Origin of the sequence: Actinomadura napierensis (assembly GCF_039529375.1) — a bacterium.
Lineage (GTDB): Bacteria > Actinomycetota > Actinomycetes > Streptosporangiales > Streptosporangiaceae > Spirillospora > Spirillospora napierensis.
Window position 1 is genome coordinate 12,470 of the sequence record NZ_BAAAMR010000095.1, and the last position, 24,806, is coordinate 37,275.

Genomic DNA, 24,806 nt, shown 5'->3' on the forward strand with positions numbered 1-24,806 from the left:
ATGCAAGGGGAGGCCCCGGCATGCCGGGCGGCCCAAGCATGCGGGGCGAGGTCCCGGCGTGCAGGGCGGGGCGTCGGGCCGGGCGGGGGTCGTTACGTGTGTTCCTGGCGGCGTTGTGGGGTGCGGCGTAGGCGGCGCTCGTGGGCCAGGTCGATCACACCGGGCGGCGGACGGCGGGCGCGGACGCGGGTCCGGGTGCGGCGCCAGGCGAACGACAGGGAGTAGGCGAGGAGCAGGCCCGTGACGGCGCCTCCGGTGGCCGTCGTCGCGTCCCGGAGGGTCATGCTCGGTTCAGGCGGCCGCTCGGGCGGGGCGTGGTGTTCGTGCTCCCGGGACGGCGTCGCGTGCGGCCACCGCGGGAGGAGCCGCACGTCCCGCCTGACCAGGCTCAGCGGATCCAGGTAGACGCGCCCCTTGCGCAGGCCCCAGTGCAGGCAGGAGACCGGGCAGTGGGAGCGGCCGCCCTCGAGGACGCCGATCGGTGAGCCCATGGCCACCTGGCGTCCGGCATGGACGCTGGGGCGGACGGGCAGGTACGTCGTGCGCAGCGGCCCATGGTCGACGGCGACGACGCCTCGTCCGGCCAGGTGCCCGGCGTAGGACACGCGCCCGGCACCGGCGGCGTAGACCGGCTCGCCGGGACGTGCCGCGAGGTCGACCCCGCGGTGGCCGGGGCCCCACGGGGCGGCCGGCGGGGAGAAGGCGCGCAGCACCCGCGGAGCGGGCGGCCCCAAGGGCCATCGCCAGGCGTTCACCCCGGGGGATCCGGCGGTGATCACGCAGGTGAGGAGCAGTGTGAGCAACGTCATGGCAGCGAGCCTGCCGCCCGGCGGACCGCTCCGTCGAGGAGGTGCGCGAACTGTGGATAACCGCTCGGTCCGTTGATTCACGGGCGCGTCCGCGCCCTGATAATCTGTAGTCGTGCCCGGAAGGACACCGGCCAGGGCCAGGCCGTCGCCGATCCGCCGTCCGGCGGGGAGGCGGGAAGCCGCTCCGAGCGAGCGGAGAGGTCACGGATCCGGGGAACGTTCCGGATCACAGCCGTACGGGGTCATCCCGGCGGCTGATTTCACGCGTCCGCATGCCACCGAAGACACATGGTGGGGCGCCGCCCCTCGGTCCGTCGCTCCGGCGACGGTGGGGCGATGCCCGGGCGCAGGGAGACAACCAAATGCGGCCCGTCAGGGCCAGAGAAGGAGAACACGGGCAATGGCACCCGTCGTCACCATGCGGCAGCTCCTGGAGAGCGGCGTCCACTTCGGCCACCAGACCCGCCGGTGGAACCCGAAGATGAAGCGCTTCATCCTCACCGAGCGCAACGGCATCTACATCATCGACCTGCAGCAGTCGCTGTCCTACATCGACCGCGCCTACGAGTTCGTCAAGGCCACGGTCGCCCACGGCGGCACGATCCTGTTCGTCGGCACCAAGAAGCAGGCCCAGGAGTCCATCGCCGAGCAGGCCACCCGCGTCGGCATGCCCTACGTGAACCAGCGCTGGCTGGGCGGCATGCTGACCAACTTCTCCACCGTCCACAAGCGGCTCACCCGGCTCAAGGAGCTGGAGGAGATCAACTACGACGACGTGGCCGGCTCCGGGATGACCAAGAAGGAGCTGCTCGGCCTGCGCCGCGAGAAGGACAAGCTGGAGCGCACCCTCGGCGGTATCCGCGACATGGCGAAGGTCCCGAGCGCCATCTGGATCGTGGACACCAAGAAGGAGCACATCGCGGTCAACGAGGCCAAGAAGCTCGGCATCCCGGTCGTGGCGATCCTCGACACCAACTGCGACCCCGACGAGGTCGACTACCCGGTCCCGGGCAACGACGACGCCATCCGCAGCGTCAGCCTGCTGACCCGTGTGGTCGCCGACTCCGTGGCCGACGGCCTCCTCGCGCGCGCGGGCGCCGCGTCCGGCGGCGACGAGAAGCCCGCCGAGGGCGCCGCCTCCGGTGCCGCCGAGCCGCTGGCCGAGTGGGAGCGCGAGCTGCTGGAGAACAAGCAGGCCGAGGCCGCCGCCGCTCCGGCCGAGGAGCCCGCCGAGGCCTCCGCCGAGACCCCTGAGGCCTCCGCCGAGACTCCTGAGGCGCCCGCCGAGGCCCCCGAGGCCTCCGCCGAGACCACTGAGGCCCCCGCCGAGGCCCCGGAGGCGTCCGCCGAGGCCGAGGCCCCGGCCGAGGCTCCCGCCGAGGCGGCGGAGGGCACCGAGGCTCCGGCCGAGACCCCCGCCGAGGGCCAGCAGGCTTGATCCCCGGTCCCGGCGGCGTCGCGAGGACGCCGCCGGGACCGTCGCGGGTCCACGACCAACGACGAGAGAAGCGAAGAGAGCGATGGCGAACTTCACCGCCGCTGACGTCAAGCGGCTTCGCGAGCTGACCGGCTCCGGCATGATGGCCGTAAAGAACGCCCTCACCGAGGCGGACGGCGACTTCGAGAAGGCCACCGAGCTGCTGCGCCTCAAGGGCGCCAAGGACGTCGGCAAGCGCGCCGAGCGCACCGCGGCCAACGGCCTGGTCGCCGAGCACTTCAACGGCTCGGGCGACGGCGCGCTGCTGGAGCTGAACTGCGAGACCGACTTCGTCGCCAAGAACGCCCAGTTCATCGAGCTGGCGGACCGGCTGGTCGAGTTCGCGGCGGGCAGCGGCGCGGCGGACGCGGCGGGGCTGCTCGGCGCCGAGATCGAGGCCGGTACGACCGTCCAGGCCCTGATCGAGGAGAACAGCGCCAAGATCGGCGAGAAGCTGGAGCTGCGCCGCTTCGCCCACTTCCAGGGCGCCTACGTGGCCAGCTACCTGCACAAGTCCGACCCGTCCCTGCCGCCGACCACCGGCGTGCTGGTCGAGCTGGACAAGGAGAACCCCGAGGTCGCCAAGGACGTCGCCCAGCAGATCGCGGCGATGGCGCCCAAGTACCTCGGCCGCGAGGAGATCCCGGCCGAGACGGTCGAGAAGGAGCGGGCGCTCGCCGAGCAGCTCACCCGCGACGAGGGCAAGCCCGAGCAGGCCATCCCGAAGATCGTCGAGGGCCGGGTGAACGCCTACTTCCGCGACTTCGTGCTGCTGGAGCAGGCGTTCGTGAAGGACGGCAAGAAGACCATCGCGAAGGTCCTCGACGAGGCCGGCGTGAAGGTCGTGCGCTTCGCCCGGTTCAAGGTCGGGCAGGCGTAAGGGCACTCTGGAGACGGGGACCCGAGATTCAGCGACGCAACGAGGAGGCCGCCGACGTGCCGGAGAAGACCACCACTAGCGCGACGGCGGCCTCGTCGTCCGGGCGGCACGCGCCGCGCGCGGGCTGGAAGCGGGTGCTGCTGAAGCTCTCGGGCGAGGCGTTCGCCGGAGGCGACCCGCTCGGCATCGACCCCGAGGTCGTGCAGCACGTGGCGGAGGCCATCTCCGAGGCCGTCCGCGACGGCGTGCAGGTCGCGGTGGTGTGCGGCGGCGGCAACATGTTCCGCGGCGCGGTCATGGCCGAGCGCGGCATGGACCGCGGCCGCGCCGACTACATGGGCATGATCGGGACCGTCATCAACTGCCTGGCGCTGCAGGACTTCCTGGAGAAGCTCGGGCTCGACACGCGGGTGCAGACCGCCATCACCATGAGCCAGGTGGCCGAGCCGTACATTCCGCGGCGCGCGATCCGGCACCTGGAGAAGGGCCGGGTCGTCATCTTCGGCGCGGGGCTCGGGCAGCCGTTCTTCTCCACCGACACCACGGCCGCGCAGCGCGCGCTGGAGATCGGTGCGGAGGCCGTCCTGAAGGCCACTCAGGTGGACGGCGTCTACGACGCGGATCCCCGTAAGAGTCCAGAGGCGGTCAAGTTCGACCGATTGGATTACGGTGAGGTTCTACAGCGGGGTCTGAAGGTCATGGACGCCACGGCCATCAGCCTCTGCATGGACAACGCGCTCCCCATCGTGGTCTTCGACCTCATGGGGCAGGGCAACATCGTCCGGGCCGTCCGGGGTGAGAAGATCGGCACGCTGGTCAGCCCGGCACAGGGCTGACCGCGGCCCGGAACGCGGTGCAGGGCCGACCAGATGACATGGGAGTCACAGTGATCGACGAGACCCTCCTCGAAGCCGAGGAGAAGATGGAGAAGGCGGTCGCGGTCGCCAAGGAGGACTTCCAGGCCATCCGCACCGGCCGTGTCACCCCCGCCATGTTCAACAAGATCACCGCGGAGTACTACGGCACGCCGACGCCGGTCAACCAGCTGGCGTCCTTCACGCTGCCGGAGCCGCGGATGGTCATCGTCCAGGTCTTCGACAAGTCCTCCATGCAGGCGGTGGAGAGGGCGATCCGGGAGAGCGACCTCGGCGTCAACCCCACCAACGACGGCAACGTCATCCGGGTGGTCTTCCCCGAGCTGTCGGAGGAGCGCCGCAGGGACTTCATCAAGGTCGCCGGCACCAAGGCCGAGGACAGCAAGATCTCCATCCGCAACATCCGGCGGCGCGCCAAGGACACCCTCGACAAGCTCGCCAAGGACGGCGAGGCCGGCGAGGACGAGGTGCGGCGTGCGGAGAAGGAGCTCGACGACGCCACGCACAGGTACGTGGCGCAGATCGACGAGCTGCTCGAACACAAGAAGGCCGAACTGCTCGAAGTGTGATGGGACGCGACGACGCCGGGGGGCCCGCGGGCTCCCCGGATGAGCCGGAGGTCGACATGCCCGGCCCACCCCCGGGAGAAGCTCTGGACTCGCCCTCCGGCGAGGCGCCGGACGCCCCTGCCGAGAACGACGCCACCGAAGACACCGCGGAGGACACCGCGCCCTCGGGAGTGACGGCCGCTCCGGACGCGCGCGCGGAATCCGTAGAGGAGCCGCCCGCGGATCCGTCCGGCGGCACGCCGGACGACGCGTCCGGTGCCAAGCGTGAAAGCAGGACCGGCCGGAACCTGCCGATAGCCATCGGAGTGGGCGTCGCGCTGGGCGCCCTGGTGCTGCTGTCCCTGTACACGGTCAAGGCGATCTTCCTTGCCGTGATGGTGGTCTTCCTGTTCCTCGGCATGCGGGAGCTGACGGACGCGTTCAAATCGCGCGGCATCAGGGTCCCCTTCATCCCGCTGGCCACGGGAATGGTGGCCACACCGGTCGTCTCGTACGTGTGGGGTCCGATGGCCGTGGTCGCGGCCGTGTCGCTCACCGTGCTGTCCCTGCTGCTGATCCGGATGACGGAGGGCGCGGACGGCTACGTCAGGGACGTCACCGCCGGCTCGTTCGTGGCCGGGTACCTGGTGCTGATGGGCGGGATCGTCGCCCTCCTCATGAAGCCGGGCGACGGGGACGACCGCACCGTCATCTTCATCGCCACCACGGTCGCCAGCGACATCGGCGGCTACTTCGCCGGCACGTTCCTCGGCAAGCACAAGCTCGCCCCCACGATCAGCCCGAAGAAGACGTGGGAGGGCGTCACCGGCTCCGCGATCACCTGCATGATCGTCGGCGGCTGGCTGGTGTGGTGGCTGCTGGACGGCGGCCACCCCTGGCAGGGCGCGCTGGTCGGCCTCGCCGCCGTGGTCACCGCGACCGGCGGCGACCTCATCGAGTCGATGGTCAAGCGGGACCTCGGCATCAAGGACATGGGGACGCTCCTGCCGGGCCACGGCGGGGTCATGGACCGCCTCGACTCGCTGGTCGCGACGGCTCCCGTGGTGTGGCTGCTGCTGGAGCTGTTCGTTCCCAGCTAGACGCCCCGGCGACTGGCCCGGGCCCTGAGACATATCGGTTTCCCAGGGCCGGACTGGCGGCATAGGCCGCTAGGAGACGAGCCAGGAGCGGCCCTGCTGGGCCAGGCGCCGGATGAGCGCGTCCGAGCCCTCACTCTTGGCGTAGCGGTGCTCCTCGCCGGTGATGGGGACGAGCCACAGCCACCGGACGGGATCGCCGTCCACGGACAGTCCGGTGAGGGCGGGCACGGCCGGACCGTTCAGCCGGCCCGGGTCCTCAAGGAGGAGCACCCCTTCCCACTCGCCCTCATCGTTGCCGAGAGGGAACGTGCGTGCCTCGTGGTACCACTTGACCACGTCCCCTGGCGCGAACCATGTCACCGACCGCCACGGGTACTGGGCGAGCCACGGGAAGATGCTTCCCGCACGCTGGCTCGGGAGGGTGCTCGCCACGGCGAGCTCTATGCGGGCGTAGGGCGCGACGTCGTCCTCGTACAACTCCACGGTGGGCATCCGCTGGCGGCTCATCCCGACCGAGCTGAGGATGGTGAAGTCGCGGTCGCCGCGCGCCGGGCGCTCCGTCACCCCGACGGTGGGGGACGGGGACGTGCGGCCTCCCGAGAGCTGGCGCCCCACGTCGTGCCAGTAGTGGCCACCCGGGCCGAGGCGCTGCAGCAGGTGGCCGAGGACGGACTGCTGGAACTGCGCCCACGAGCCGTCGGCGCGGCACATCTTCCAGTGCTCGCGGGCCCGCTCGATGCGCGGGCCGAACTCCGCGATCTCCTCCTCGATGGGGAAGGCGAACGGGCTCTGCGCCGTGGCGTCGCGCGCGTAGCCGGGGATGCCGCGGCCCATGTCCGACCATCCCGGGATCACGAACAGCGGGTCGCCGGCCTCCAGGACGGCGACGCCGTCGCCCTCCTCGAACCACACCACCTCCAGGGTGGAGCCGTCCAGCGCCTCGCGTCCCTGCGGATGGGCGACGTGCGATTCCGGCAGGAGCGGCGCGCTGCCCGCCTCCAGCCGCGGCCGGTCCAGCGAGGCCGGGGCCTTGCGGTGGTTGGCGACCCAGACCGCGCCGATCACCGAGTCCCGCGCGTCCCGCAGGTAGGCCACGGTCACCGCGCCGTCGGACTCGACGAGGAGCCTGCGGCTGCCGTACGGGCTGGCCTCGGCGTGCACGATCGTGGCGGCGGGGCCCCTGGGCGATGCGGTGCCCCTACGCAAAACCGACATGATCGAGACCTTAGTCGCAGACAAGGTCATGTGCAGCGATGTCGCAACCCGCGGGACGGCCATGCGGAAAGGAGGGGCACCGCGCGCGGACGAGGCATCGGCAGGTGTTTGCGACACTGGAAGCACCATGTCTGCCACCACCGAGCCCGCCACCGCGGGCGCCGCGCCCAAGAAGACCCCGGCGAAGCTCGTCTTCGCCGCACCGCGGCGCGGCAAGCCGCCCCGGCACCTGGCCGACCTCACGCAGGCCGAGCGCCGCGAGGCGGTCGCGGAACTGGGCGAGAAGCCCTTCCGGGCCGACCAGCTGTCGCGGCACTACTTCGCCCGTCTCGTCGACGATCCGGCGAAGATGACCGATCTGCCGGCCGCCGTGCGGGACCGGCTCGTGTCCGAGCTGCTGCCCTCCCTGCTCACCCCGGTGCGCGAGCTGGACTGCGACGGCGGCAGGACGCTGAAGACGGTCTGGAAGGCGTTCGACGGCGTCCTGTTCGAGTCGGTGCTGATGCGCTACCCGGACAGGGCCACGATGTGCGTCTCGTCCCAGGCCGGCTGCGGCATGAACTGCCCGTTCTGCGCCACGGGGCAGGCGGGTCTCACCCGTAACCTCTCTACCGCCGAGATAGTGGAGCAGGTCGCGGCCGGCGCGCGCGCGATGGCGCGCGGGCGGATCCCCGGTGGCCCCGGGCGCGTCTCCAACATCGTCTTCATGGGCATGGGGGAGCCGCTCGCTAACTACAAGGCCGTTATCGGCGCGGTACGCCGCATTACCGACCCGGCACCCGCCGGTCTGGGAATCTCCCAGCGTTCGGTCACGGTTTCCACGGTCGGCCTCGTCCCGGCCATCGAAAAGCTCGCTGCCGAGGACATGTCGGTGCGGCTCGCGGTGTCCTTGCACGCGCCCGACGACGAGCTGCGCGACGACCTCGTCCCCATCAACAACCGGTGGAAGGTCGCCGAGGTCCTGGACGCCGCGTGGGCCTACGCCGAGCGCAGCGGGCGCCGCATCTCGATCGAGTACGCCCTCATCAAGGACGTCAACGACCAGGCCTGGCGGGCCGATCTTCTCGGCAGGCTCTTGCGCGGGCACCTCGTACACGTCAATCTGATCCCGTTGAATCCGACGCCGGGGTCCAAGTGGACCGCCTCGCGGCCGGAGGACGAGCGCGAGTTCGTCCGCCGCCTGGAGGCCCACGGGGTCCCGGTCACGGTGCGCGACACTCGGGGCAGGGAGATCGACGGGGCCTGCGGGCAGCTGGCCGCGGCGACGAAGGACTGAGCGCGCCGGCGGCGCCCCTGGGCCCCGCGGGCGCGGGGACGAGGGCTGAGGAGCACGGTGGCGCTGATGAGCACGCGGCTGCCGGTGGCGTTGCGGGGCTACGACCGGACCCAGGTGGACGGTCTCCTCGAGCGGATCTCGGGTGCGCTGAACGGCGGGCCGCCGGTGTCGGCGGACGAGGTGCGGACGGTGCGCTTCGACGTCGTCCTGCGCGGCTACGACCGCCGGGCGGTGGACGAACTGGTGCGGGAGTGCATCAGGGAACTGCAGAGCAAGGCGCCGATCGCCGAGCGTCCCGGCCGCCCCCGCGCCAACCCGGGATGGTTGATCAACTGGATCCAGAACGCCCGGTTCGCCGGCTCGGGCGTGCGCGGCGGGTACGACGTCCGGGACGTCGACGCGTTCCTCGACCGCGTGGTCTCCGGGCTGCGCGGCGCGGCGCCGCCGGTGACGGCCCGCGACGTCCGGGAGAGCGCGTTCCGCGTCGTCCGGCTGGGACCGGGCTACGACGAGCAGGAGGTCGACCGGTTCCTCACCCAGCTCGCCGGGGCTCTCGAAGGCCGCTGACGCCGCGCCCCGCGGCGGAGTTATCCACATTTTCGCCGCGGGGTGGTGACCGGGACCGGAGCGCAGCAGGCTTCGGGGCATGGACGACTTCGACGCGCAACGCCGGCGGCTGAGCTCCTTCCTCGGCCTGCTGTTCACCCCCGAGATCATCTCAGCCCTGCTGTCCCTGGCCCGGCCCGCGGTGCGGCTCGGCGCCACCGGGGAGATACCGGTCAGGCTCGGCGGTGCCCCGCTGCTGCCCGCCGCCACGGCCTGGCCGGTCTGGAGGGGCCGCCCGCTGGACTTCCTCGGCGCCGTCGACTTCACCGAGCTCACCGCCTTGGGAGAGATTCCCGGGGTTCCTCGCAGCGGCACCGCCGCCTTCTACTACGTGAGCGGAACGCCGCGCCCGTGGGGCGACGCGTCCGGCCAGCGGGACGGCTGGCGCGTTTTCACCGGTGACCTGCACCGCGCCGAACCACCGCCCGGCGCCCTGTCCTACCCGTCGGCGGACTTGTTCGCCGCTCCGTTCCTGTCCCTGCCGTCACCGCAGGAGGCGGTCATACGGCGCCTCGAACGCGTCCACCGCGGTTTCCTGGCGGAGTACGAGCAGTTGCACGCGGTCTGGTCCACGCAGGCCATGCCCGCGCACCAGCTGGGCGGCTGGCCCGACCTCGTCCAGCGGCCGATCGGCCCGGACTGCCTGTACGCCTCCACGGGCCGTCCGCTGGACACCCTCGAAACCCCGGAGCTGTCACCGGACGACCAGATGGCCGTGGACGACTGGCGGCTCCTGCTCCAGCTCGACTCCGATCACCGCCTCGGCTGGTACTGGGGCGATCCGGGCCGCGTCTACTTCTGCTCTCGCCAGAACGACCCTTTGGAGCGGGCATGGCTGACCGTCCAAGCGACCTGACACCCGGGATGGCCGTCCATCCGCCTCGTCGATGCGGGGAGAGGTCAGTGACGGAGGCGGATGGCGAACACGTACGCCGTGCAGACGACGGCCGACCAGAGGGCGAGATGCAGCACGAGGCCGGGAAAGTCCGAGACGAAGGCGTCGGGGCTGTCGTGCGCCGCCCGCAGCCACTCGATCATCGGAACGGAGAGCCACGAGAGCCGGCCGAGGCCCAGCAGCAGCACGGCCGTCGCGCCGCCCAGCAGCGCCAGGAGCGACGCCCCGGGGTCCGGGATGACCGCCCGGCTCGTCCAGGCGCCGAGCAGCGTGCCCGCGAGTGCGACCGGCACGCCCAGCGCGCACCCGGCCAGGATCGCCTGCCCCGGCGCCCCTACGAGCAGGGCCTGGACGAGAGGAACGGCAAAGACGACGACGCCCAGACAGAGGTTCACCGCGTAGGCGGCGAGCAGGCCGGCCCACGTGGGCGTCGAACGGTGGCGTGCCGCCGTGGCCGACAGCGCCCGCTGCTCGTCCGGCTGCGTGTCCAGCAGGGCCCGCGCCGTCCAGGCCCAGACCGGGAACATGAACGCCGCCACGTCGCCGAAGGCGCCGACGGCCAGCGCGGTCCGCTCCGGTCCGCTCGGTCCTTGGAGCAGCACGAGCACTATGACCAGCGCGACGACGATCACCGGATGCAGAACCCGCAGCGAACGCACGTACCCGGCCACCTGGAACCGCGCGAGCGCGATCATCGATCCTCCCCGCGGTCGGCCAGTGCGGCGGTTCTGCTGCACGAGGTGGTCATGGGCCGGGTCTCCGGACGGTGTAGCCGTCGGCACGGAGCTTGGTCTCCGCGGTGTCGGCGTCGCTCTCGGGCACCACGACCTCGAGCACCGTGAGCCTCGGCGTGTCCGGGTCCTCGCCGGGGGCGAGGCGGGCCACGGTGCCGCCCGAGACCTGGAGCCGGTCGATGCCGGGGAGGGCCTCGATGCAGCGCTGGTGGTCGCTGATGACCACGGTGGCGCCGTCGGCGGCGCGACCGGCGATCAGTTCCGGCAGGATGTCGCGGGTCGCGGCGTCCAGGCCGGCGAAGGGCTCGTCCAGGATCAGGAGCCCCGGATCGTCCATGAGCGCCTGGGCCAGCCCGACCTTCTGCGCACTGCCCTTGGACAACTCCGGCAACCGCACATCGAGGAGGTGCTCGAAGCCGAGACGTTCGGCCCACGTCCCGATCACGTCCTCGGGTACCCGCCTGATGGCGGCCATGTGGCCGAGGTAGGCGCGGACCGTGAAGGGCTGGTCCACCGGGAAGCGCTCGGGCGCGTACCCGACACGGCTCGGCCGGTCCCGCACCGAGCCCCGGCGCGGCGCGCGCAGACCGGCGACGAGGCGGAGGAGCGTGGACTTGCCCGCCCCGTTCCGCCCGGTCACCTCGGTGACGCTGCCCGCCGGGAGGGAGAGCGTGACGTCCCTGAGCACCCAGGGACCCCTCCGGTGATAGCGGAAGGCGACATCGTCGAGCCGCATAGGACACGAAGGGTAGCGGCGGAAACCTAAGGACGCCGTTAGGGAGGAGGCTGCGCAGTCGGGCCCGGGGGCGGCAGAATGCCGCGCATGGCTGACTCCGCGTCCGGCAGGATCTGCGTCTTCTGCGAGATCGTGAAAGGGGAGCGTCCCGCGCACATCGTCCTCGACGTCCCGGACGCGCTGGCGTTCCTCGACACCCGGCCCCTTTTCAAGGGGCACACCCTGCTGGTGCCACGGACGCACTACGAGACGCTGCCGGACCTGCCCGCCGAACTGCTCGCCCCCTACTTCGGGCAAGCGCAGCGGCTCGCCGCGGCCATGGAGTCGGTGCTGGGCGCGGCCGGATCGTTCGTGGCCATGAACAACCGCATCAGCCAGAGCGTCCCGCACCTGCACGTCCACGTCGTCCCCCGCAACCGCAAGGACGGCCTGAGGGGATTCTTCTGGCCGCGCCAGAAGTACGACTCCGACGCCGAAGCCGCCGACTACGCCACCCGCCTCGCCACCGCCCTCAGAGAGTCGGCCTGAACCAGAGCCGGTGTGGTGGCGGGGTGGGGGGCTTCGGGCCGCACGCGGGGCGGGGTCAGACGTCCCGCGTGCGGAGCGAAGCGGGCGGGTCAGGGGAGGGCTAGGAGGAGGGCCACGTAGGGTTCGGCCGATCCGGTGTCGGGCGGTGGGTCCGGCGTGGCGGCGCGGACGGCGGCGGCGTGCTCGTAGAGGTCGCGTTCGGCGCGGTCGAGGGCGGCGGACAGGACGTAGTCGGCGACGTTCCAGCCGATCAGTTCGGCGGCCTTGCGGATGGCGAGGAGCTGCTCGGCGGACGTGCTCAGGACGATGTGGTCGTCGGTTCCGGGGGCGGGAAGGTCCTGGCGGACCGACTCAGACATGGCCGGTCTCCTTCCTTGCGGCATCTCAAAGTACGCCGGGAGGGGTTGCCGGGACATCCTCAATCGGGACGAGAATCGACGGATGGCGGGCGATGGCGGACGGCGGCGCGCGGCCTCAGCGGGTGCCCCAGGAGTAGGTCTGTTTCCGCAGCTTGAGGTAGACGAAGCTCTCGGTCGAGACGACGCCGCGGACGGCCCGGATCCGGCCGAGCAGCTCCAGCAGGCGCTCGTCGTCCTCGCAGACCAGCTCGAGCAGGATGTCGAACGAGCCGGCGGCGATGACGACGTAGTCGATCTCGTCGAGGGCGGCGAGCTCGTCGGCGATCGTCTCCAGGTCGCCCTCGCACTTGACGCCGATCATCATCTGCCGGGAGAAGCCGAGCATCAGCGGGTCGGTCACGCCGACGATCTGCATGACGCCGGCGTCGAGGAGCTTCTGCACCCGCTGCCGGACCGCGGCCTCGGACAGCCCGACGGCCTTGCCGATGGCGGCGTAGGAGCGGCGGCCGTCCTGCTGGAGCTGCTCGATGATCTGCTTGGCGGTCGCGTCGAGCTGGACGGCCGGCCGGGCCGGCCCCCGGCGGGCGGGAGGGCGCTCCTCCGTCATCGTTGGTACTCCTAGCTGCGGCATCGAGGGTGTGAGGCTGTTGGACCGAGTGAATCAGTCGTGAAACTGGATCGTAACAACGGAATCACTTGTGTTGGTCGAGAACCTCTGTCAGGGTCAGGCCAACAGGACAGTTCGGGCGGCGGCGCCCAGGAAGGAACGAGATGAGCGGCGAACGGCTGCGCAACTTTATCGGCGGCGAGTACGTGGACGCCAAGGACGGGCGGACGCTGGAGGTGGTCGACCCCAGCTCCGGCGAGGCGTACGCGCAGGCGCCGGTGTCCGGCGCCGAGGACGTCGACGCCGCGTTCCGCGCCGCCGCGGAGGCGTTCCCGGCCTGGCGGGACGCGACGCCCGGCGAGCGCAGCCTGGCGATGCTCCGGTTCGCCGACGCGGTCGAGGCGCGGGGGCGCGATCTGGTCGAGGCGGAGAGCCGCGACACCGGCAAGCCCGTCCAGCTCACCATGGAGGAGGAGCTGCCGCCGATGGTGGACAACCTCCGCTTCTTCGCGGGGGCGTCCCGGGTCCTGGAGGGCAAGGCGACCGGCGAGTACCTGGCGGATCACACCTCGTCCATCCGGCGTGAGCCGATCGGGGTCTGCGCGCAGGTGACGCCGTGGAACTACCCGATGATGATGGCGGTCTGGAAGTTCGGGCCGGCGCTGGCGACGGGCAACACCGTGGTGCTCAAGCCGTCGGACACGACCCCGGTCAGCACGCTGATGCTGGCGGAGATCGCCGCGGAGTTCCTGCCGCCGGGCGTGTTCAACGTGATCTGCGGCGACCGCGACACCGGCCGCGCGCTGGTGGAGCACCCGACGCCGCAGATGGTGTCGATCACCGGCAGCGTCCGCGCGGGCATGGAGGTCGCCGCGGCCGCCGCGAAGGACCTCAAGAAGGTGCACCTGGAGCTCGGCGGCAAGGCGCCCGTCGTGGTGTTCGACGACGCGGACGTGGAGTCGGCGGCGCAGGGCATCGCCGAGGCCGGCTACTTCAACGCCGGGCAGGACTGCACCGCGGCGACGCGGGTGCTGGTCGCGGACCGGCTGCACGACGACTTCACCGCCGCCCTCGCCGAGGCCGCGCGCGGCACCGTGGTCGGCCCCCCGAGCAACACCGACGCCTTCTACGGCCCGGTGAACAGCGCCGCGCAGCTGGAGCGCGTCCAGGGCTTCATCGACCGGGTGCCGGCGCACGCGGAGGTGCTGACCGGCGGTTCGCGGTCCGGCGACACCGGCTACTTCTTCGAGCCCACGGTCGTCGGCGGGCTCCGCCAGGACGACGAGATCGTGCAGAACGAGGTGTTCGGCCCGGTCATCACCGTCCAGCGCTTCTCCGACGAGGCGCAGGCGATCGAGTGGGCGAACGGCGTCCGGTACGGCCTGGCGGCCAGCGTCTGGACGCAGAACCACGGGCGCGCGATGCGCATGAGCAAGGCACTGGACTTCGGGGCGGTGTGGGTGAACACCCACATCCCGTTCGTCTCGGAGATGCCGCACGGGGGCTTCAAGCACTCCGGCTACGGCAAGGACATGTCGATGTACGGAATCGAGGACTACACCCGCGTCAAGCACGTCATGCACTACATCGGCGCCTGACGGACCCACCGCGGCGGTGCGCGGGCCGGCGTCCGTCCCCCGGACGGGCGCCGGCCGGCGCGGGGGCGCCGCCGCGGTGGTCGGGCGCCACGAGCTCGTGAAGGAAACCAGCCCATGACCGAAACCCAGCCCGCCCCGGCGCGCGACGACCCGGGTCGCGCAGTTCCCGCCATCGAGCTCACGGGAGTCGAGAAGACCTACCACTCCTACGGCGAGGCCGTCCCGGCGGTCCGCGGCGTGGACCTGGAGATCGGGCAGGGGGAGTTCTTCTCCCTGCTCGGCCCGTCCGGATGCGGCAAGACCACCACCATGCGCATGGTCGCCGGCTTCGAGGAGCCGACGGGCGGCGAGATCTACCTGCACGGACGCAGCGTCACCGGCGTGCCCGCCAACCGCCGTGACGTCAACATGGTGTTCCAGTCGTACGCGCTGTTCCCGCACATGAACGTGTTCGACAACGTCGCGTTCGGGCTGCGCCGGCGCGGCGTCGCCAAGGCCGACGTCAAGGCGCGGGTCGGCGAGATGCTGGAGATCGTCGATCTGACGGGGCGGGAGCGGCGCCGTCCCGCCGAGCTGTCGGGCGGCCAGCAGCAGCGCGTGGCGCTGGCACGCGCGCTGGTCAACCGGCCGCGCGCGCTTCTGCTGGACGAGCCGCTCGGCGCGCTGGACCTGAAGCTGCGGCAGGCGATGCAGGTCGAGCTGAAGCGGATCCAGCGGGAGGTCGGCATCACGTTCGTGTACGTGACGCACGACCAGGGCGAGGCGCTGACCATGTCGGACCGGATCGCGGTCATGAGCGACGGGCTGATCGAGCAGCTCGGCACGCCGCGGGAGATCTACGAGCATCCGGCGACGCGGTTCGTGGCCGGGTTCATCGGGACGTCCAACCTGCTCGGCGGGGAGGTCACCGAGGTGTCGGGGGGCGTCGCGGTGATCTCCTACGGCCCGGACGGGCGGATCGAGGTGCCGGTGCGGGACGGGCCCGCGGTCGCGGCGGGGGAGCGGCTGGAACTGACGGTCCGGCCGGAGAAGATCGGCATCGGGGCCGACAAGCCGGCGGACGACCTGTGCGGCGTGCGCGGCACCGTCACCGAGGTCGTCTACCTCGGGACCTCGACGAACTACAACGTCACCACCTCCACCGGGGCGGACGTGGTCGTGTTCCTGCAGAACGCCACGGGCGCCGACGACATCGCCGTTCGCGGGGACGGCGTCTGGCTGTCGTGGGACCCGCGCCACTCGTACGCCATAGGAGCCCCCCAGTGACGAACATCGACCCCGCGTTCCTGCGCGGACTGACCCGTCCCCGGCTGGCACGTTCCACCCCGTCCCGCCGGGACGTCCTGCGGCTGATGGGCGCGGCGGGCGCGGGCGTGGCCCTGTCGGCCTGCGGCGTGAAGGGGCAGGGCGGCAAGGGCAAGGTCACCCAGAACGACGTGCAGAAGTACTGGTCGGGCAAGGCCAAGACCGGGAAGCTCAACTGGGCGAACTGGCCGGGCTACATGGAGGACGACCACGCGACCATCAAGGCCTTCGAGAAGGCCACCGGCATCAAGGTGGACTACAAGGAGGTCATCCAGGAGATGGGCCCCTGGTTCGGCAAGATCCAGGCGCCGCTGGCGGCCGGCCAGTCGATCGGCTTCGACCTGATGGTCATGACGAACGGGATCCAGCTGGAACAGGCGCGGCAGCTCGGCTACCTGGCGCCGCTGGACCAGTCGCGGCTGAAGAACTTCCAGGCCAACGCCGGGGCGACGTTCAAGAACCCGTCGTACGACCCCGGCAACGCGTTCACGGTCCCGTACGAGTCGGGCATCACCGGGATCGCGTACAACACCAAGTACGTCAAGGAGGAGATCACCAGCATCGCGCAGCTGTTCGACCCGAAGTACAAGGGGCGGGTCGGCATGATGGGCGACTCGCAGGAGCTGGGGAACTTCGGGATGTTCCTGCTCGGCATCGACCCGGAGAAGTCGACTCCGGACGACTGGCAGAAGGCCGCGGCGAAGCTGCGCGAGCAGCGCGACAAGGGGATCGTCCGCAAGTACTACAACCAGGACTACGTCGACGCCGTCAGCAAGGGCGACGTGTGGATGACGATGGCGTGGTCGGGTGACGTGTACAGCATGACCAGTCCGGACGTGAAGTTCGCCATCCCGAAGGAGGGCGGCACCATCTGGACCGACAACATGTGCATCCCCAAGACCGCGAGCGCCCCCGTCGACGCGATCACGCTGATGGACTGGCTGTACGTCCCGGAGAACAACGCGCCGCTGACCGAGTTCGTCAACTACATCACGCCCGTCCCGGGGGTGAAGCAGGTCATCGCGGCGGAAGCGGCGAAGGCCACCGGTGACGACAAGAAGGACCTGACCCGGCTCAGCACGAGCCCGCTGGTGTTCCCGTCCGACGCGGACATGCAGCGGCTGCGGCACTACCGGCGCCTCACGCAGGCGGAGGAGACGCAGTACCAGAAGATCTTCGAGCCCATCGCCAAGGGGTCGTGATGGCCCGCCGGTCCAGGGGCGGCGCGTCGACGCCGTACCTGATGATCCTGCCGAGCGGGCTGTGGATGCTGGCGTTCTTCATCATCCCGATCGTGCTGATGGTGTCGCTGTCGCTGCAGACGGGCAACCTCATCGACGGCTTCCAGCAGACGTTCCACTGGCAGAACTACACCGACGGCCTGAACACCTACGGCGACAAGGTCGTGAGGTCGCTCTGGTACGGGCTGCTGGCGACGATCCTGTGCATCGCGCTCGCGTATCCGGCGGCGTACTGGATCGCCTTCCGCGGCGGGCGGCACAAGTCGACGTACCTGTTCCTTCTGCTGCTGCCGTACTTCGTGTCGTTCATCCTGCGGACGGTGTCGTGGAAGCTGGTGCTGACCGACAACGGGCCGATCCTCGGGCCGCTGCGCGACCACGGCATCCTGCCGTCCGGCTTCCACGTGCTGGACACCGGCGTCGCGGTGGTGTCGGGGCTGACCTACAACTTCCTGCCGTTCATGGTGCTGCCGATCTACGTGGCGCTCGAGCGGATCGACGAGCGCGTGGTGGAGGCGGCCTACGACCTGTACGCGAGCCGCACGCAGGCGTTCGCGCGGGTCGTGCTGCCGCTGTCGCTGCCGGGCGTGTTCGCCGGCGTCATCATGACGTTCGTGCCGGTGTCGTCGGACTACGTCAACGCCGAGGTGCTGGGCGGCCCGCAGAACACCATGATCGGCAATGTGATCCAGACGGAGTACTTCGACAACAGCGCCTACCCGGTGGCGTCCGCGCTGTCGTTCGCGCTGATGGCGATCCTGCTCGTCGGCATCTTCGTCTACGCGCGGTCGCTCGGCACGCAGGACGTTCTGGAGGCGGCGGGACGATGACGGCACTCGCACCCACCCGGGCGGCGCGTCCGGCGCCGCCGCGCCGGCGCCGCCGGATCGCCGGGCTGCACCTCTACACGCTGCTGCTGATCGCGTGGCTGATCCTGCCGATCGCGATCATGATCCTCTTCGGCTTCAACGACACCCACAGCAAGCAGAACTTCCAGTGGCAGGGCTTCACGCTCAAGTGGTACGTCCACCTGTTCGACAAGGAGGACCTGACCACCGCGGTGATCAACTCGCTGACGATCGCCGTGCTCAGCACCGCCATCACCACCGTCATCGGGACGTTCGCCGGGATCGCGCTCGGCCGGTACCGGTTCCGCGGCAAGGGCGCGACGAACCTGGTGCTGTTCATGGCGATCTCCTGCCCCGAGATCGTGATGGGCGCGTCGCTGCTGTCGATGTTCGTCACGTTCAACCTGCCGCGCGGCTACCTGACGATCCTGCTCGCGCACGTGATGTTCTCCATCGCGTTCGTGGCCGTGACGGTGCGGGCGAGGGTGGTCGGCCTCGACCCGGCGGTGGAGGAGGCCGCGCAGGACCTCGGGGCCGGGCCGTGGACCCGGTTCCGGCTGATCACCCTGCCGATGATCATGCCCGGGGTGGTGGCGGGGGCGCTGCTGGCGTTCGTGCTGTCCATCGACGACTTCGTCATCACCAACTTCACCAGCGGCTCCACCATCACGTTCCCGCTGTGGATCTACGGCTCGACCCGGACGGGGACGCCGCCGCAGGTCAACGTGATGGGCACGATCATCTTCGCGGTCGGCGTGGTGATCGCGGTGGTGTCGGCGCGGCGCAGCATCCGCGCGTCCCGCTGAACCCGCCAGGATGGACCCGTGAACGTGCTGGAGTCGCTCGCGGAGGCGGAGCCCGCGCCGTACTGGCTCGCCCCCGCGGGCGGCGCCGCCCGGCCCGAGCCGCGTCGGGACGCAACGGCGGGTTCTGCGCGGCGAGCCTCACCCACGGCCTGGAGAACGGCGCCGGCCGCTGGCCGGACGAGATGCACACGCTCGAACGGCTCGGCTGGGACAACCTGCGCGCCATCGGCGCGACCCTGACCCGGTACGGCATCGACGCCGAATGGGAGCCGACCGGGGAGATGACCGTCGCGACGCGGGAATGGCAGGTCCCGGCGCTGGAACGGGAGGCGGAGAAGGCGTACGAGCTGGGCTGGGAGCCGATCCTGCTCGGCCCGGACGCCGTCCGCGAGGAGGTCGCCTCGCCCACCTACCTCGCCGGTCTCTGGGACCGCGACGCCGTCGCCATGGTGCATCCCGCCAAGCTCGCCTTCGGGCTGGCCGCCGCGTGCCGGTCCCTCGGCGTCCGGATCTACGAGAACACGCGGGTGACCGGACTGCGGTCGGACGCCCGAAGGCTGCGGCTGAGCGGCGCGTACGGCTCGGTGACGGCCCGGCGCGTCGCGCTCGCGACCGGCGCGTTCCCGCCGCTGCTGCGGCGCATGCGCGGCTTCCTTATCCCGGTGTACGACTACGCGCTGGTCACCGAGCCGCTCACCCCGGCGCAGCGGGAGGCCGTCGGTTGGAAGCACCGGCAGGGTCTCGGGGACGCCGCGAACCAGTTCCACTACTACCGGCTGACGGCGGACGACCGGATCCTCTGGGGCGGATACGACGCCGTCTACCACTACGGGAACGGCCTGCGTCCGGACCTGGAGAACCGTCCCGCCACGTTCGCCGCCCTGGCACGGCACTTCTTCGCCACCTTTCCCCAGCTCGAAGGCATCCGCTTCACCCACGCCTGGGGCGGCGTCATCGACACGTGCAGCCGCTTCTGCGCGTTCTACGGGACGGCCCATGACCGCAGGCTCGCCTACGCGGCGGGCTACACCGGCCTCGGCGTCGGAGCGACCCGCTTCGGCGCCGACGTGATGCTCGACCTGCTCCGCATCGGCCTGGCACCCGGCGAGGAGACCGAACGCACCCGGCTGGCGATGGTGCGCTCCAAGCCCGTCCCGTTCCCGCCCGAGCCGCTCAGGTACGGCGTCATCGGGCTCACCCGGCGGGAGATCGCCCGCGCCGACCGCAACGACGGCCGCCGCGGCCTCTGGCTCCGCGCCCTCGACCGCCTCGGCCTCGGCTTCGACTCCTGAGCAAGAGCGGCGAAGCGTGGGGGCTGGGGTCAGTCGGGGGCTTCTTCGGTGGCGCCGAAGATGACGGACGAGACCTCCAGGTAGAGCTGCTCCGGGTAGGGCATGTAGCCGACGTTGCGCAGCGCCTGCTTCTGCCCGGCGGACTCCAGGATGAACTCGCCGTAGCCGAGCATCCGGCCGGCGACGGACCGCTCCAGCGCGATGTCGGTGACCTTCGCCAGCGGCATCATCGCGACGGTGCGGTTCAGCACGCCGCTGATCAGCATCACGCGGTGCTCGGTGACCAGGAAGAACTGGATGGACCAGGCGGCGACCTTCCAGACCAGGTAGCCGATCGTCGGCAGCCACAGCCACCAGACCCAGATGATCCCGGTGACGGCGAAGGCCGCGCCGCAGGCGATGAGGGTGGCGACGACGATGACGGCGGGCAGCAGGAGCACCGCCGGATGCCTGCGCACCGCGATGACCCGTCCCTCGTAGGACATCAGGTACCTGTCGACGGTCCGCGACTTGGAGTCGCGGTAGACCATCATGTCCTGCAGATTCACGGCGGCGTCCTCGTCATGATCCGGTGTGTCCAACCGTAGCCCACCGGGGGCCGGCGATGCAGGGACCGCGGGGTGAGGCGGGCGGGTGTGCGGGGGAACGGGGCATTGGCCTTGTGCGCGCCGGGCGGGCGGCTGATGATGTTGCTCATGGACGGCGTGCGCGACCCCGGGGAGCAGCCGCAGGAGGGCCGTGCGGGCGCCCGCGGGCCGCAGGGCGGGTTCCCTCCCGACGTCATGGGACGCCCGATCTGGCGGCTGCTGCTGCGCGGGCTCGGCGTGTACCTGCCGGGGTGGCGGGCGCCCGGGACGGTGCTGCGGGTCCCCGGCGGCGCGACCGGGTTCGGCCCGCCCGCGTTCCTGGACGGCGACGCCGGGTTCGGGCTGCAGATCCCCGACCGGCGCAGGGGGCTGGAGCCCGACCGGGAGATCTACGTGCGGGGGCGGGAGAACCCGAGCTTCGGCATCGTGGTGGCGGGCCCGGCCGAGGCGATCGGCAGCCGGGTCGTGGACGCGGCGGTGCTGATGCGGTTCGCGCGGCGGCTGACCTTCGAGGAGCTGTTCGACACCGGCGACGCCGACTCGGTGCCGTACGCGGTGCGCGGGGCGCGGGCGGTGGAGAACGTGGTGTTCCTCGACCGGGCCGCCGGCGTCGGGCTGTGCGCGGAGGTCGAGCCGGCGACGCGCGCCCTGCACTGCCCGCTGTACGTGCGGATCGGCGGTCCGCCGGAGCGGACCGTGCGGGTCTATGGCGTCGACGCCGCCCCGGGGGAGGGCGCCGCCGCAGGGGAGGGCGCGGCCTACGGGGTGGAGGACCAGGCGGTCAGGTCCCACAGCTGATGGGACGGCAGCCGCCGCAGCCGTTCGGTGGCGGAGGACGGGTCCCAGAACACCTCGTCGCTCTCCAGCTCCAGTGACTGGGCGGCGGTCAGCACCGCGCACAGCAGCTCGTCGCGGGTGCGGACGGCCATCAGCGGCCCGATCTGCGCCACGGCCCCCGAGCACTCCGAGAGGGTGCGCAGCAGCGCCTTGAGGGCCTCCTCGTCCTCGGGGGCGCGCGGGGGCTCCACGCCGGGCGGCAGGCCGGGCTCGACGCGGGCCAGGCCGCCGCGACGGTCGCCGCCGTTCGCGGTGAGGCCGTTGCGCGGCGCCGCGCTGCCGGCCGAGATGAGCAGGGCGCTGAACGCGCCGGCGAGGTCCTCCGCGGCCTGCCCGCCGAGGAAGTAGCGGCGCCGCTCGGGGGAGCCGGGCGCCGTGCCGTCGGTCCCTTCGGCGGTGCGGAACCGGACGTTCAGCCGGCTGGCCCGCACGCACCGCTCGTACATCTCGGTGAGGATGTCCTCGAGCTGGTCGTCGCGCGTCCACAGCCGCCCGGTCGCGGTGACGGACACCCCGCCGGGGTGCGCGCGCGGCCGTCCGGTCAGCGCGGCGGTGACGGTGTCGTCCAGCTCGCCCTCGGTGTACTGGAGCAGTTCGGTGACGACGTCCTCGACGTCCTCCAGCGTGCGGGTGAGGGTGCGCTGCAGTTCGAGGATCTCCTCGCCGCCGCGCTCCAGTTCGGCGAGCCGGTCCAGCGCGCCATCGACCTGCCCCGCGACGGCCGCCGCGCCGGCGCCGGTCACCGAGCGCACCGACGTCTCGATCTCGGTGAGCTTGCGGCGCAGCGCGGTGAGCGTGATCCGCTGTTGCTCCAGGTCGTGCAGCCGGCCGGCCTGGACGCGCAGGTGCTCGTCGGCCTGGTGGACCCGCCCGGCCAGCTCCTCGACCTGCTCGTTGTTGTGCCGCAGCCGGCCGTCCAGCGCCGGCAGCACGTCCTGCTTGACCCGCGACAGCTCGGCGGTGAGCTGCTCGCCGACCGTGACCAGCACGTTGTTCTGCTTGGTGACCTGCTCGTTCAGCTCGTCGACGCGGCGGGTGAACGCGTTCGCCTGGTTGCGGCTCTGGCGGCCCGCGTAGAGTTCCAGCGCCCCGACGACGACGCACAGCACCACCAGGATGACCGTCGTCATGGCACTCCTCGGGCGGGGCGGTTCCTACCGGAATGGGTTTTGATCGCGACCATAACTTACGATCACGCGCGCCGACCGGAACTTACGTAACCGACTGATCTCAGTGACCGTCCGGTCTCATCCGCCCTTCATGCCACCCGATCGACGCCATTCCGTGCTCGCGCTATCACGATTCGTCACAGCCCTCGAATTGGGGCACGGTCGTGGTGACCTTCAGCCCCGCCGGGTCGAACCACTTGTGCAGCAGCCGCGGCGCGGTGCCGTCCTGGTACATCCCGGTGATCGCCTTGTTCACGGCCTCGCAGCCGTCCACGTCGTCCTTGCGCAGCCCGATGCCGTACGGCTCGTCCGAGAAGGGGGCGTTGACGATCTTCACCTTGTGGCCCTGCCGGGCGGCCTGCGCGGCCAGGCCCGCCAGGATCAGGTCGTCGGTCGAGACGGCGTCGAGCCGGCCGGCGGTGAGCCCGTCGAGGCAGGCGGCGTACCCCTCGCGCTCGCCGACGTCGGCGGGCCGCGCGGCGACGCCCATCTCGTCGTGGACGCGCGGGAACGACACCGACCCGGAGACCCGGCACAGCCGCTTCCCGGTGAGGCCGTGGACGTTCTTCACCGCGGACGCGTCGGACGCCCGCACGAGGACGTCCTGATGTGCGACGTAGTACGGGCCGGCGAACGCGACGTCCAGCTTCCGCTCGGGCGTGATGGAGTAGCTGGCGACGACGAGGTCGACCTTGCCGTCCTTGATCAGGGCCTCGCGGGTCTTGGAGGTCACCGGCGCGAAGCGGACGTGCGAGCCGGTGACGCCGAGCCGCCTGGCGACCTCCTTGGCGATGTCGACGTCGAAGCCCGCGTAGGTGCCGCCGGCCCGCGACCCCACGCCCGGCTGGTCGGTGTTGACGCCGATCGTCAGGTCGCCCTTGTGCGCGACGGACGACTCGCCCGCGTCGGCGATCCCGCACGCGGCCGCCGACAGCGCCGTCCCGGCGGCCAGCAGCGCCGCAGCCGCGCGCCGGGCGCGCAAGTTCCGCCGGATCCCCATGGTCCTCATTCCGCGCGCTCTCATCTCTGCCACCGGTACTCGGCCAGCCGCGGCCGCACCCCGAGGAGCGCGAGCACGACGATGACGACGCCCGCGACGGGCAGCACCGCGTACCAGCCGCGGGTGCCGTGCTCGCCGTCCTCGATCGCCTTGCCGAAGGCGGTGTGGTGGATGCCGATCAGGGCCTGCATGTCCTTGTCGTACCGGGCGAAGTCGGCGGTGGCCGCGCCGCGCGCCGCGATGGCCTGCTCGCGCTGCCCGCCGTCGGCGAGCTTCCGCATCCGGTCGTCGTTGAGCTGGACCCTCTGGTAGTCGGCCAGCACGCGGCCGAGCGCGGCATCGGTGTTCACGGGCCTGGCGAGGTCGTCGACCCGGTTGGCCTCCGCGCCGAGGAAGCCAAGGAAGGGCGCGCGTCCGTTCCCTGCCGACAGCCCCTTCTGGACGGCCGCGTTGTACTCCTCGAGGTTCCCGGCCTTCAGGTACAGGATGGTCTGCGACTTCTTCAGATAGACCTGCTCGTAGGTGTCGGCGCGGTCCGGGTCGAGCAGGAAGCGCGTCTCGTCGGCGTTCGCGCTGTTGCCGATGGCGCGCGCCCTCGACAGCGACAGGATCGGGTCGAAGCCCTGCTCCTTCGCCCTGCGCAGGTCGCCGGCCTGCCCGGAGAGCATCGCGGCGCAGCCGGCGACGAGGACGAGCGCGCCGAGCGTGGCGACCGCCAGCGCCGGGTTCAGCAGCCGCCGGAAGCGCCGCGCCAGGTACGCCTGCAGCCCGAGCAGGACGGCCAGCAGGACGACCCCGGCGGCGATGACCCACAGCGCCCCCGTCCGGACGTCGGACCGCTTGTCCTCGTAGGTGTGCCGGACGAGGGTGCCGTTGTCGAGCGTGAGGTTGTACGCCTTCGGCAGCAGGTCGAGCTTCATCATGTCGGTCGCCTGCCGGTACACCTCCAGCACCGGCTGCGGCGGCCGTCCCGAAGTGCGGCCGGACTGCCGGTCGAGCAGCAGCGCCTGCGAGGCGAGCCGCTCGTAGCGGCCGAGCCCGTCCAGCAGTTCGCGGGCCGTGTTGTCCTCGGTGGTCTCGTCGGCCAGCTTCGCGGCCTTCAGCAGCGCGTCGCCGGCCTTCTGCCGGTCCTGGTCGTAGCGGGCCAGCGCCTGGTCGCGCCCGCCGCCCGCCGCGCCGCCGGCGAGCAGCGCGTTGGCGAGCTGGGCGTCCATGTCCGACAGCTGGAAGTACATGTCGCCGGTCGCGACGACCTGCGGGCCCGCGTCGTGCCCGATCACCCGCACGCCGTCGCGGGCGTCGCCGACCGCCGCCCACGCGACCGCCACCAGGACCACGAGCACCACGGCGACCGCAGCGGTCAGCGCCCGGATCCGGCCGGCGACGGTGCGGGGCAGGGCCCGCGCGATCCCCGTCCGCTCTGCGGCGTCCGCGCGCCGAGCCCGCCGCCCGGACGGCCGCTCGGGCGGGGAGGCCGC

The 24,806-nt window shown here is 71.4% G+C and carries 26 protein-coding genes; 16 read left to right on the forward strand and 10 right to left on the reverse strand.

What is annotated here, in order from left to right:
- Nucleotides 1–92: 92 nt before the first annotated feature.
- On the reverse strand, nucleotides 93–809 hold the full coding sequence (locus ABD296_RS37420; protein ID WP_344278761.1) for a murein hydrolase activator EnvC family protein: 717 nt from the start codon (nucleotides 807–809) through the stop codon (nucleotides 93–95).
- Nucleotides 810–1,209: 400 nt separating this feature from the next.
- Here ABD296_RS37420 and rpsB point away from each other — a divergent pair, with 400 nt between their 5' ends.
- From rpsB to ABD296_RS37445, 5 genes are all read left to right on the forward strand, one after another.
- Complete coding sequence (rpsB, locus tag ABD296_RS37425; protein WP_344278764.1) at nucleotides 1,210–2,247, forward strand: 30S ribosomal protein S2; 1,038 nt, start codon at nucleotides 1,210–1,212, stop codon at nucleotides 2,245–2,247.
- An 82-nt stretch (nucleotides 2,248–2,329) separates the two neighbouring features.
- Nucleotides 2,330–3,166 (forward strand): translation elongation factor Ts, encoded by an 837-nt coding sequence (tsf, locus tag ABD296_RS37430; protein WP_344278767.1) that lies wholly within the window; start codon nucleotides 2,330–2,332, stop codon nucleotides 3,164–3,166.
- 134 nt (nucleotides 3,167–3,300) lie between these two features.
- Nucleotides 3,301–4,002, forward strand: coding sequence for a UMP kinase (gene pyrH, locus ABD296_RS37435; protein ID WP_344278829.1), 702 nt, complete (start codon nucleotides 3,301–3,303; stop codon nucleotides 4,000–4,002).
- Between the two features lie 50 nt (nucleotides 4,003–4,052).
- Nucleotides 4,053–4,610 (forward strand): ribosome recycling factor, encoded by a 558-nt coding sequence (frr, locus tag ABD296_RS37440; RefSeq protein WP_344278770.1) that lies wholly within the window; start codon nucleotides 4,053–4,055, stop codon nucleotides 4,608–4,610.
- 56 nt (nucleotides 4,611–4,666) lie between these two features.
- Nucleotides 4,667–5,689, forward strand: coding sequence for a phosphatidate cytidylyltransferase (locus ABD296_RS37445; protein WP_344278773.1), 1,023 nt, complete (start codon nucleotides 4,667–4,669; stop codon nucleotides 5,687–5,689).
- 69 nt (nucleotides 5,690–5,758) lie between these two features.
- Here the strand turns inward: ABD296_RS37445 and ABD296_RS37450 are convergent, their stop codons facing one another.
- Nucleotides 5,759–6,904 carry a suppressor of fused domain protein gene (locus ABD296_RS37450; protein WP_344278776.1) on the reverse strand — a complete coding sequence of 382 codons (1,146 nt, stop codon included), beginning with the start codon at nucleotides 6,902–6,904 and terminating at the stop codon, nucleotides 5,759–5,761.
- A 127-nt stretch (nucleotides 6,905–7,031) separates the two neighbouring features.
- On the opposite strand from ABD296_RS37450, the gene rlmN reads away from it, so the two are divergent.
- The 3 genes from rlmN (at nucleotide 7,032) to ABD296_RS37465 (ending at nucleotide 9,642) form a co-directional block, all read left to right on the forward strand.
- Nucleotides 7,032–8,180 carry a 23S rRNA (adenine(2503)-C(2))-methyltransferase RlmN gene (gene rlmN / locus ABD296_RS37455; RefSeq protein ID WP_344278779.1) on the forward strand — a complete coding sequence of 383 codons (1,149 nt, stop codon included), beginning with the start codon at nucleotides 7,032–7,034 and terminating at the stop codon, nucleotides 8,178–8,180.
- A gap of 66 nt (nucleotides 8,181–8,246) precedes the next feature.
- A complete protein-coding gene (locus ABD296_RS37460) occupies nucleotides 8,247–8,747 on the forward strand; it encodes a DivIVA domain-containing protein (protein ID WP_344278782.1) in 501 nt (166 codons plus the stop codon).
- 79 nt (nucleotides 8,748–8,826) lie between these two features.
- Nucleotides 8,827–9,642 carry a YwqG family protein gene (locus tag ABD296_RS37465; protein ID WP_344278785.1) on the forward strand — a complete coding sequence of 272 codons (816 nt, stop codon included), beginning with the start codon at nucleotides 8,827–8,829 and terminating at the stop codon, nucleotides 9,640–9,642.
- A 44-nt stretch (nucleotides 9,643–9,686) separates the two neighbouring features.
- On the opposite strand, the gene ABD296_RS37470 is transcribed toward ABD296_RS37465, so the two are convergent.
- Both ABD296_RS37470 and ABD296_RS37475 read right to left on the reverse strand, forming a co-directional pair.
- Nucleotides 9,687–10,376, reverse strand: coding sequence for a hypothetical protein (locus ABD296_RS37470; RefSeq protein ID WP_344278788.1), 690 nt, complete (start codon nucleotides 10,374–10,376; stop codon nucleotides 9,687–9,689).
- Nucleotides 10,377–10,425: 49 nt separating this feature from the next.
- Nucleotides 10,426–11,103 carry an ABC transporter ATP-binding protein gene (locus ABD296_RS37475; RefSeq protein WP_344278791.1) on the reverse strand — a complete coding sequence of 226 codons (678 nt, stop codon included), beginning with the start codon at nucleotides 11,101–11,103 and terminating at the stop codon, nucleotides 10,426–10,428.
- A 135-nt stretch (nucleotides 11,104–11,238) separates the two neighbouring features.
- Between ABD296_RS37475 and ABD296_RS37480 the strand changes: the two genes are divergently transcribed.
- Entirely contained in the window at nucleotides 11,239–11,679 is a 441-nt protein-coding gene (locus tag ABD296_RS37480) for an HIT family protein (RefSeq protein ID WP_344278794.1), read from the forward strand.
- Between the two features lie 89 nt (nucleotides 11,680–11,768).
- Here the strand turns inward: ABD296_RS37480 and ABD296_RS37485 are convergent, their stop codons facing one another.
- Both ABD296_RS37485 and ABD296_RS37490 read right to left on the reverse strand, forming a co-directional pair.
- Entirely contained in the window at nucleotides 11,769–12,038 is a 270-nt protein-coding gene (locus tag ABD296_RS37485; protein ID WP_344278797.1) for a type II toxin -antitoxin system TacA 1-like antitoxin, read from the reverse strand.
- A gap of 115 nt (nucleotides 12,039–12,153) precedes the next feature.
- Nucleotides 12,154–12,645, reverse strand: a complete 492-nt coding sequence (locus tag ABD296_RS37490; protein ID WP_344278800.1) for an Lrp/AsnC family transcriptional regulator — start codon at nucleotides 12,643–12,645, stop codon at nucleotides 12,154–12,156.
- A gap of 164 nt (nucleotides 12,646–12,809) precedes the next feature.
- Between ABD296_RS37490 and ABD296_RS37495 the strand changes: the two genes are divergently transcribed.
- The 6 genes from ABD296_RS37495 to ABD296_RS37520 all read left to right on the forward strand — a co-directional run bounded on the left by ABD296_RS37495 (nucleotide 12,810) and on the right by ABD296_RS37520 (nucleotide 19,735).
- Nucleotides 12,810–14,243: a gamma-aminobutyraldehyde dehydrogenase gene (locus tag ABD296_RS37495; RefSeq protein WP_344278803.1), complete on the forward strand. Its 1,434-nt coding sequence runs from the start codon at nucleotides 12,810–12,812 to the stop codon at nucleotides 14,241–14,243.
- A gap of 114 nt (nucleotides 14,244–14,357) precedes the next feature.
- Nucleotides 14,358–15,509, forward strand: a complete 1,152-nt coding sequence (locus ABD296_RS37500) for an ABC transporter ATP-binding protein (RefSeq protein ID WP_344278806.1) — start codon at nucleotides 14,358–14,360, stop codon at nucleotides 15,507–15,509.
- Nucleotides 15,506–16,750, forward strand: coding sequence for an ABC transporter substrate-binding protein (locus ABD296_RS37505; protein ID WP_344278809.1), 1,245 nt, complete (start codon nucleotides 15,506–15,508; stop codon nucleotides 16,748–16,750). Before ABD296_RS37500 ends, ABD296_RS37505 begins: the two co-directional genes overlap by 4 nt.
- Entirely contained in the window at nucleotides 16,750–17,619 is an 870-nt protein-coding gene (locus ABD296_RS37510; protein WP_344278812.1) for an ABC transporter permease, read from the forward strand. Before ABD296_RS37505 ends, ABD296_RS37510 begins: the two co-directional genes overlap by 1 nt.
- On the forward strand, nucleotides 17,616–18,443 hold the full coding sequence (locus ABD296_RS37515; protein ID WP_344278815.1) for an ABC transporter permease: 828 nt from the start codon (nucleotides 17,616–17,618) through the stop codon (nucleotides 18,441–18,443). The genes ABD296_RS37510 and ABD296_RS37515 overlap by 4 nt, the downstream gene beginning before the upstream one ends.
- A 62-nt stretch (nucleotides 18,444–18,505) precedes the next feature.
- A complete protein-coding gene (locus ABD296_RS37520) occupies nucleotides 18,506–19,735 on the forward strand; it encodes an NAD(P)/FAD-dependent oxidoreductase (protein WP_344278832.1) in 1,230 nt (409 codons plus the stop codon).
- A gap of 29 nt (nucleotides 19,736–19,764) precedes the next feature.
- Here the strand turns inward: ABD296_RS37520 and ABD296_RS37525 are convergent, their stop codons facing one another.
- On the reverse strand, nucleotides 19,765–20,283 hold the full coding sequence (locus ABD296_RS37525) for a PH domain-containing protein (protein WP_407061555.1): 519 nt from the start codon (nucleotides 20,281–20,283) through the stop codon (nucleotides 19,765–19,767).
- Between the two features lie 147 nt (nucleotides 20,284–20,430).
- Between ABD296_RS37525 and ABD296_RS37530 the strand changes: the two genes are divergently transcribed.
- Nucleotides 20,431–21,120 carry a hypothetical protein gene (locus ABD296_RS37530; RefSeq protein ID WP_344278818.1) on the forward strand — a complete coding sequence of 230 codons (690 nt, stop codon included), beginning with the start codon at nucleotides 20,431–20,433 and terminating at the stop codon, nucleotides 21,118–21,120.
- Here the strand turns inward: ABD296_RS37530 and ABD296_RS37535 are convergent.
- From ABD296_RS37535 to ABD296_RS37545, 3 genes are all read right to left on the reverse strand, one after another.
- Nucleotides 21,081–22,289, reverse strand: a complete 1,209-nt coding sequence (locus ABD296_RS37535) for a hypothetical protein (protein WP_344278821.1) — start codon at nucleotides 22,287–22,289, stop codon at nucleotides 21,081–21,083. The genes ABD296_RS37530 and ABD296_RS37535 overlap by 40 nt on opposite strands.
- Nucleotides 22,290–22,455: 166 nt before the next feature.
- A complete protein-coding gene (locus ABD296_RS37540; RefSeq protein ID WP_344278824.1) occupies nucleotides 22,456–23,328 on the reverse strand; it encodes a glutamate ABC transporter substrate-binding protein in 873 nt (290 codons plus the stop codon).
- Between the two features lie 20 nt (nucleotides 23,329–23,348).
- Nucleotides 23,349–24,806, reverse strand: a 1,458-nt coding sequence (locus tag ABD296_RS37545) for a hypothetical protein (RefSeq protein WP_344278826.1), incomplete at its 5' end; no start/stop codon positions are given.

Excerpts from the sequence above, each read along its gene's own strand:
- ABD296_RS37420 (WP_344278761.1), bottom strand. The coding sequence starts at position 809 with ATGACGTTGCTCACACTGCTCCTCACCTGCGTGATCACCGCCGGATCC.
- rpsB (WP_344278764.1), top strand. The coding sequence starts at position 1,210 with ATGGCACCCGTCGTCACCATGCGGCAGCTCCTGGAGAGCGGCGTCCAC.
- tsf (WP_344278767.1), top strand. The coding sequence starts at position 2,330 with ATGGCGAACTTCACCGCCGCTGACGTCAAGCGGCTTCGCGAGCTGACC.
- ABD296_RS37445 (WP_344278773.1), top strand. The coding sequence starts at position 4,667 with ATGCCCGGCCCACCCCCGGGAGAAGCTCTGGACTCGCCCTCCGGCGAG.
- ABD296_RS37450 (WP_344278776.1), bottom strand. The coding sequence starts at position 6,904 with ATGTCGGTTTTGCGTAGGGGCACCGCATCGCCCAGGGGCCCCGCCGCC.
- rlmN (WP_344278779.1), top strand. The coding sequence starts at position 7,032 with ATGTCTGCCACCACCGAGCCCGCCACCGCGGGCGCCGCGCCCAAGAAG.
- ABD296_RS37460 (WP_344278782.1), top strand. The coding sequence starts at position 8,247 with ATGAGCACGCGGCTGCCGGTGGCGTTGCGGGGCTACGACCGGACCCAG.
- ABD296_RS37465 (WP_344278785.1), top strand. The coding sequence starts at position 8,827 with ATGGACGACTTCGACGCGCAACGCCGGCGGCTGAGCTCCTTCCTCGGC.
- ABD296_RS37470 (WP_344278788.1), bottom strand. The coding sequence starts at position 10,376 with ATGATCGCGCTCGCGCGGTTCCAGGTGGCCGGGTACGTGCGTTCGCTG.
- ABD296_RS37480 (WP_344278794.1), top strand. The coding sequence starts at position 11,239 with ATGGCTGACTCCGCGTCCGGCAGGATCTGCGTCTTCTGCGAGATCGTG.
- ABD296_RS37485 (WP_344278797.1), bottom strand. The coding sequence starts at position 12,038 with ATGTCTGAGTCGGTCCGCCAGGACCTTCCCGCCCCCGGAACCGACGAC.
- ABD296_RS37490 (WP_344278800.1), bottom strand. The coding sequence starts at position 12,645 with ATGACGGAGGAGCGCCCTCCCGCCCGCCGGGGGCCGGCCCGGCCGGCC.
- ABD296_RS37495 (WP_344278803.1), top strand. The coding sequence starts at position 12,810 with ATGAGCGGCGAACGGCTGCGCAACTTTATCGGCGGCGAGTACGTGGAC.
- ABD296_RS37500 (WP_344278806.1), top strand. The coding sequence starts at position 14,358 with ATGACCGAAACCCAGCCCGCCCCGGCGCGCGACGACCCGGGTCGCGCA.
- ABD296_RS37510 (WP_344278812.1), top strand. The coding sequence starts at position 16,750 with ATGGCCCGCCGGTCCAGGGGCGGCGCGTCGACGCCGTACCTGATGATC.
- ABD296_RS37515 (WP_344278815.1), top strand. The coding sequence starts at position 17,616 with ATGACGGCACTCGCACCCACCCGGGCGGCGCGTCCGGCGCCGCCGCGC.
- ABD296_RS37530 (WP_344278818.1), top strand. The coding sequence starts at position 20,431 with ATGGACGGCGTGCGCGACCCCGGGGAGCAGCCGCAGGAGGGCCGTGCG.
- ABD296_RS37535 (WP_344278821.1), bottom strand. The coding sequence starts at position 22,289 with ATGACGACGGTCATCCTGGTGGTGCTGTGCGTCGTCGTCGGGGCGCTG.
- ABD296_RS37540 (WP_344278824.1), bottom strand. The coding sequence starts at position 23,328 with ATGGGGATCCGGCGGAACTTGCGCGCCCGGCGCGCGGCTGCGGCGCTG.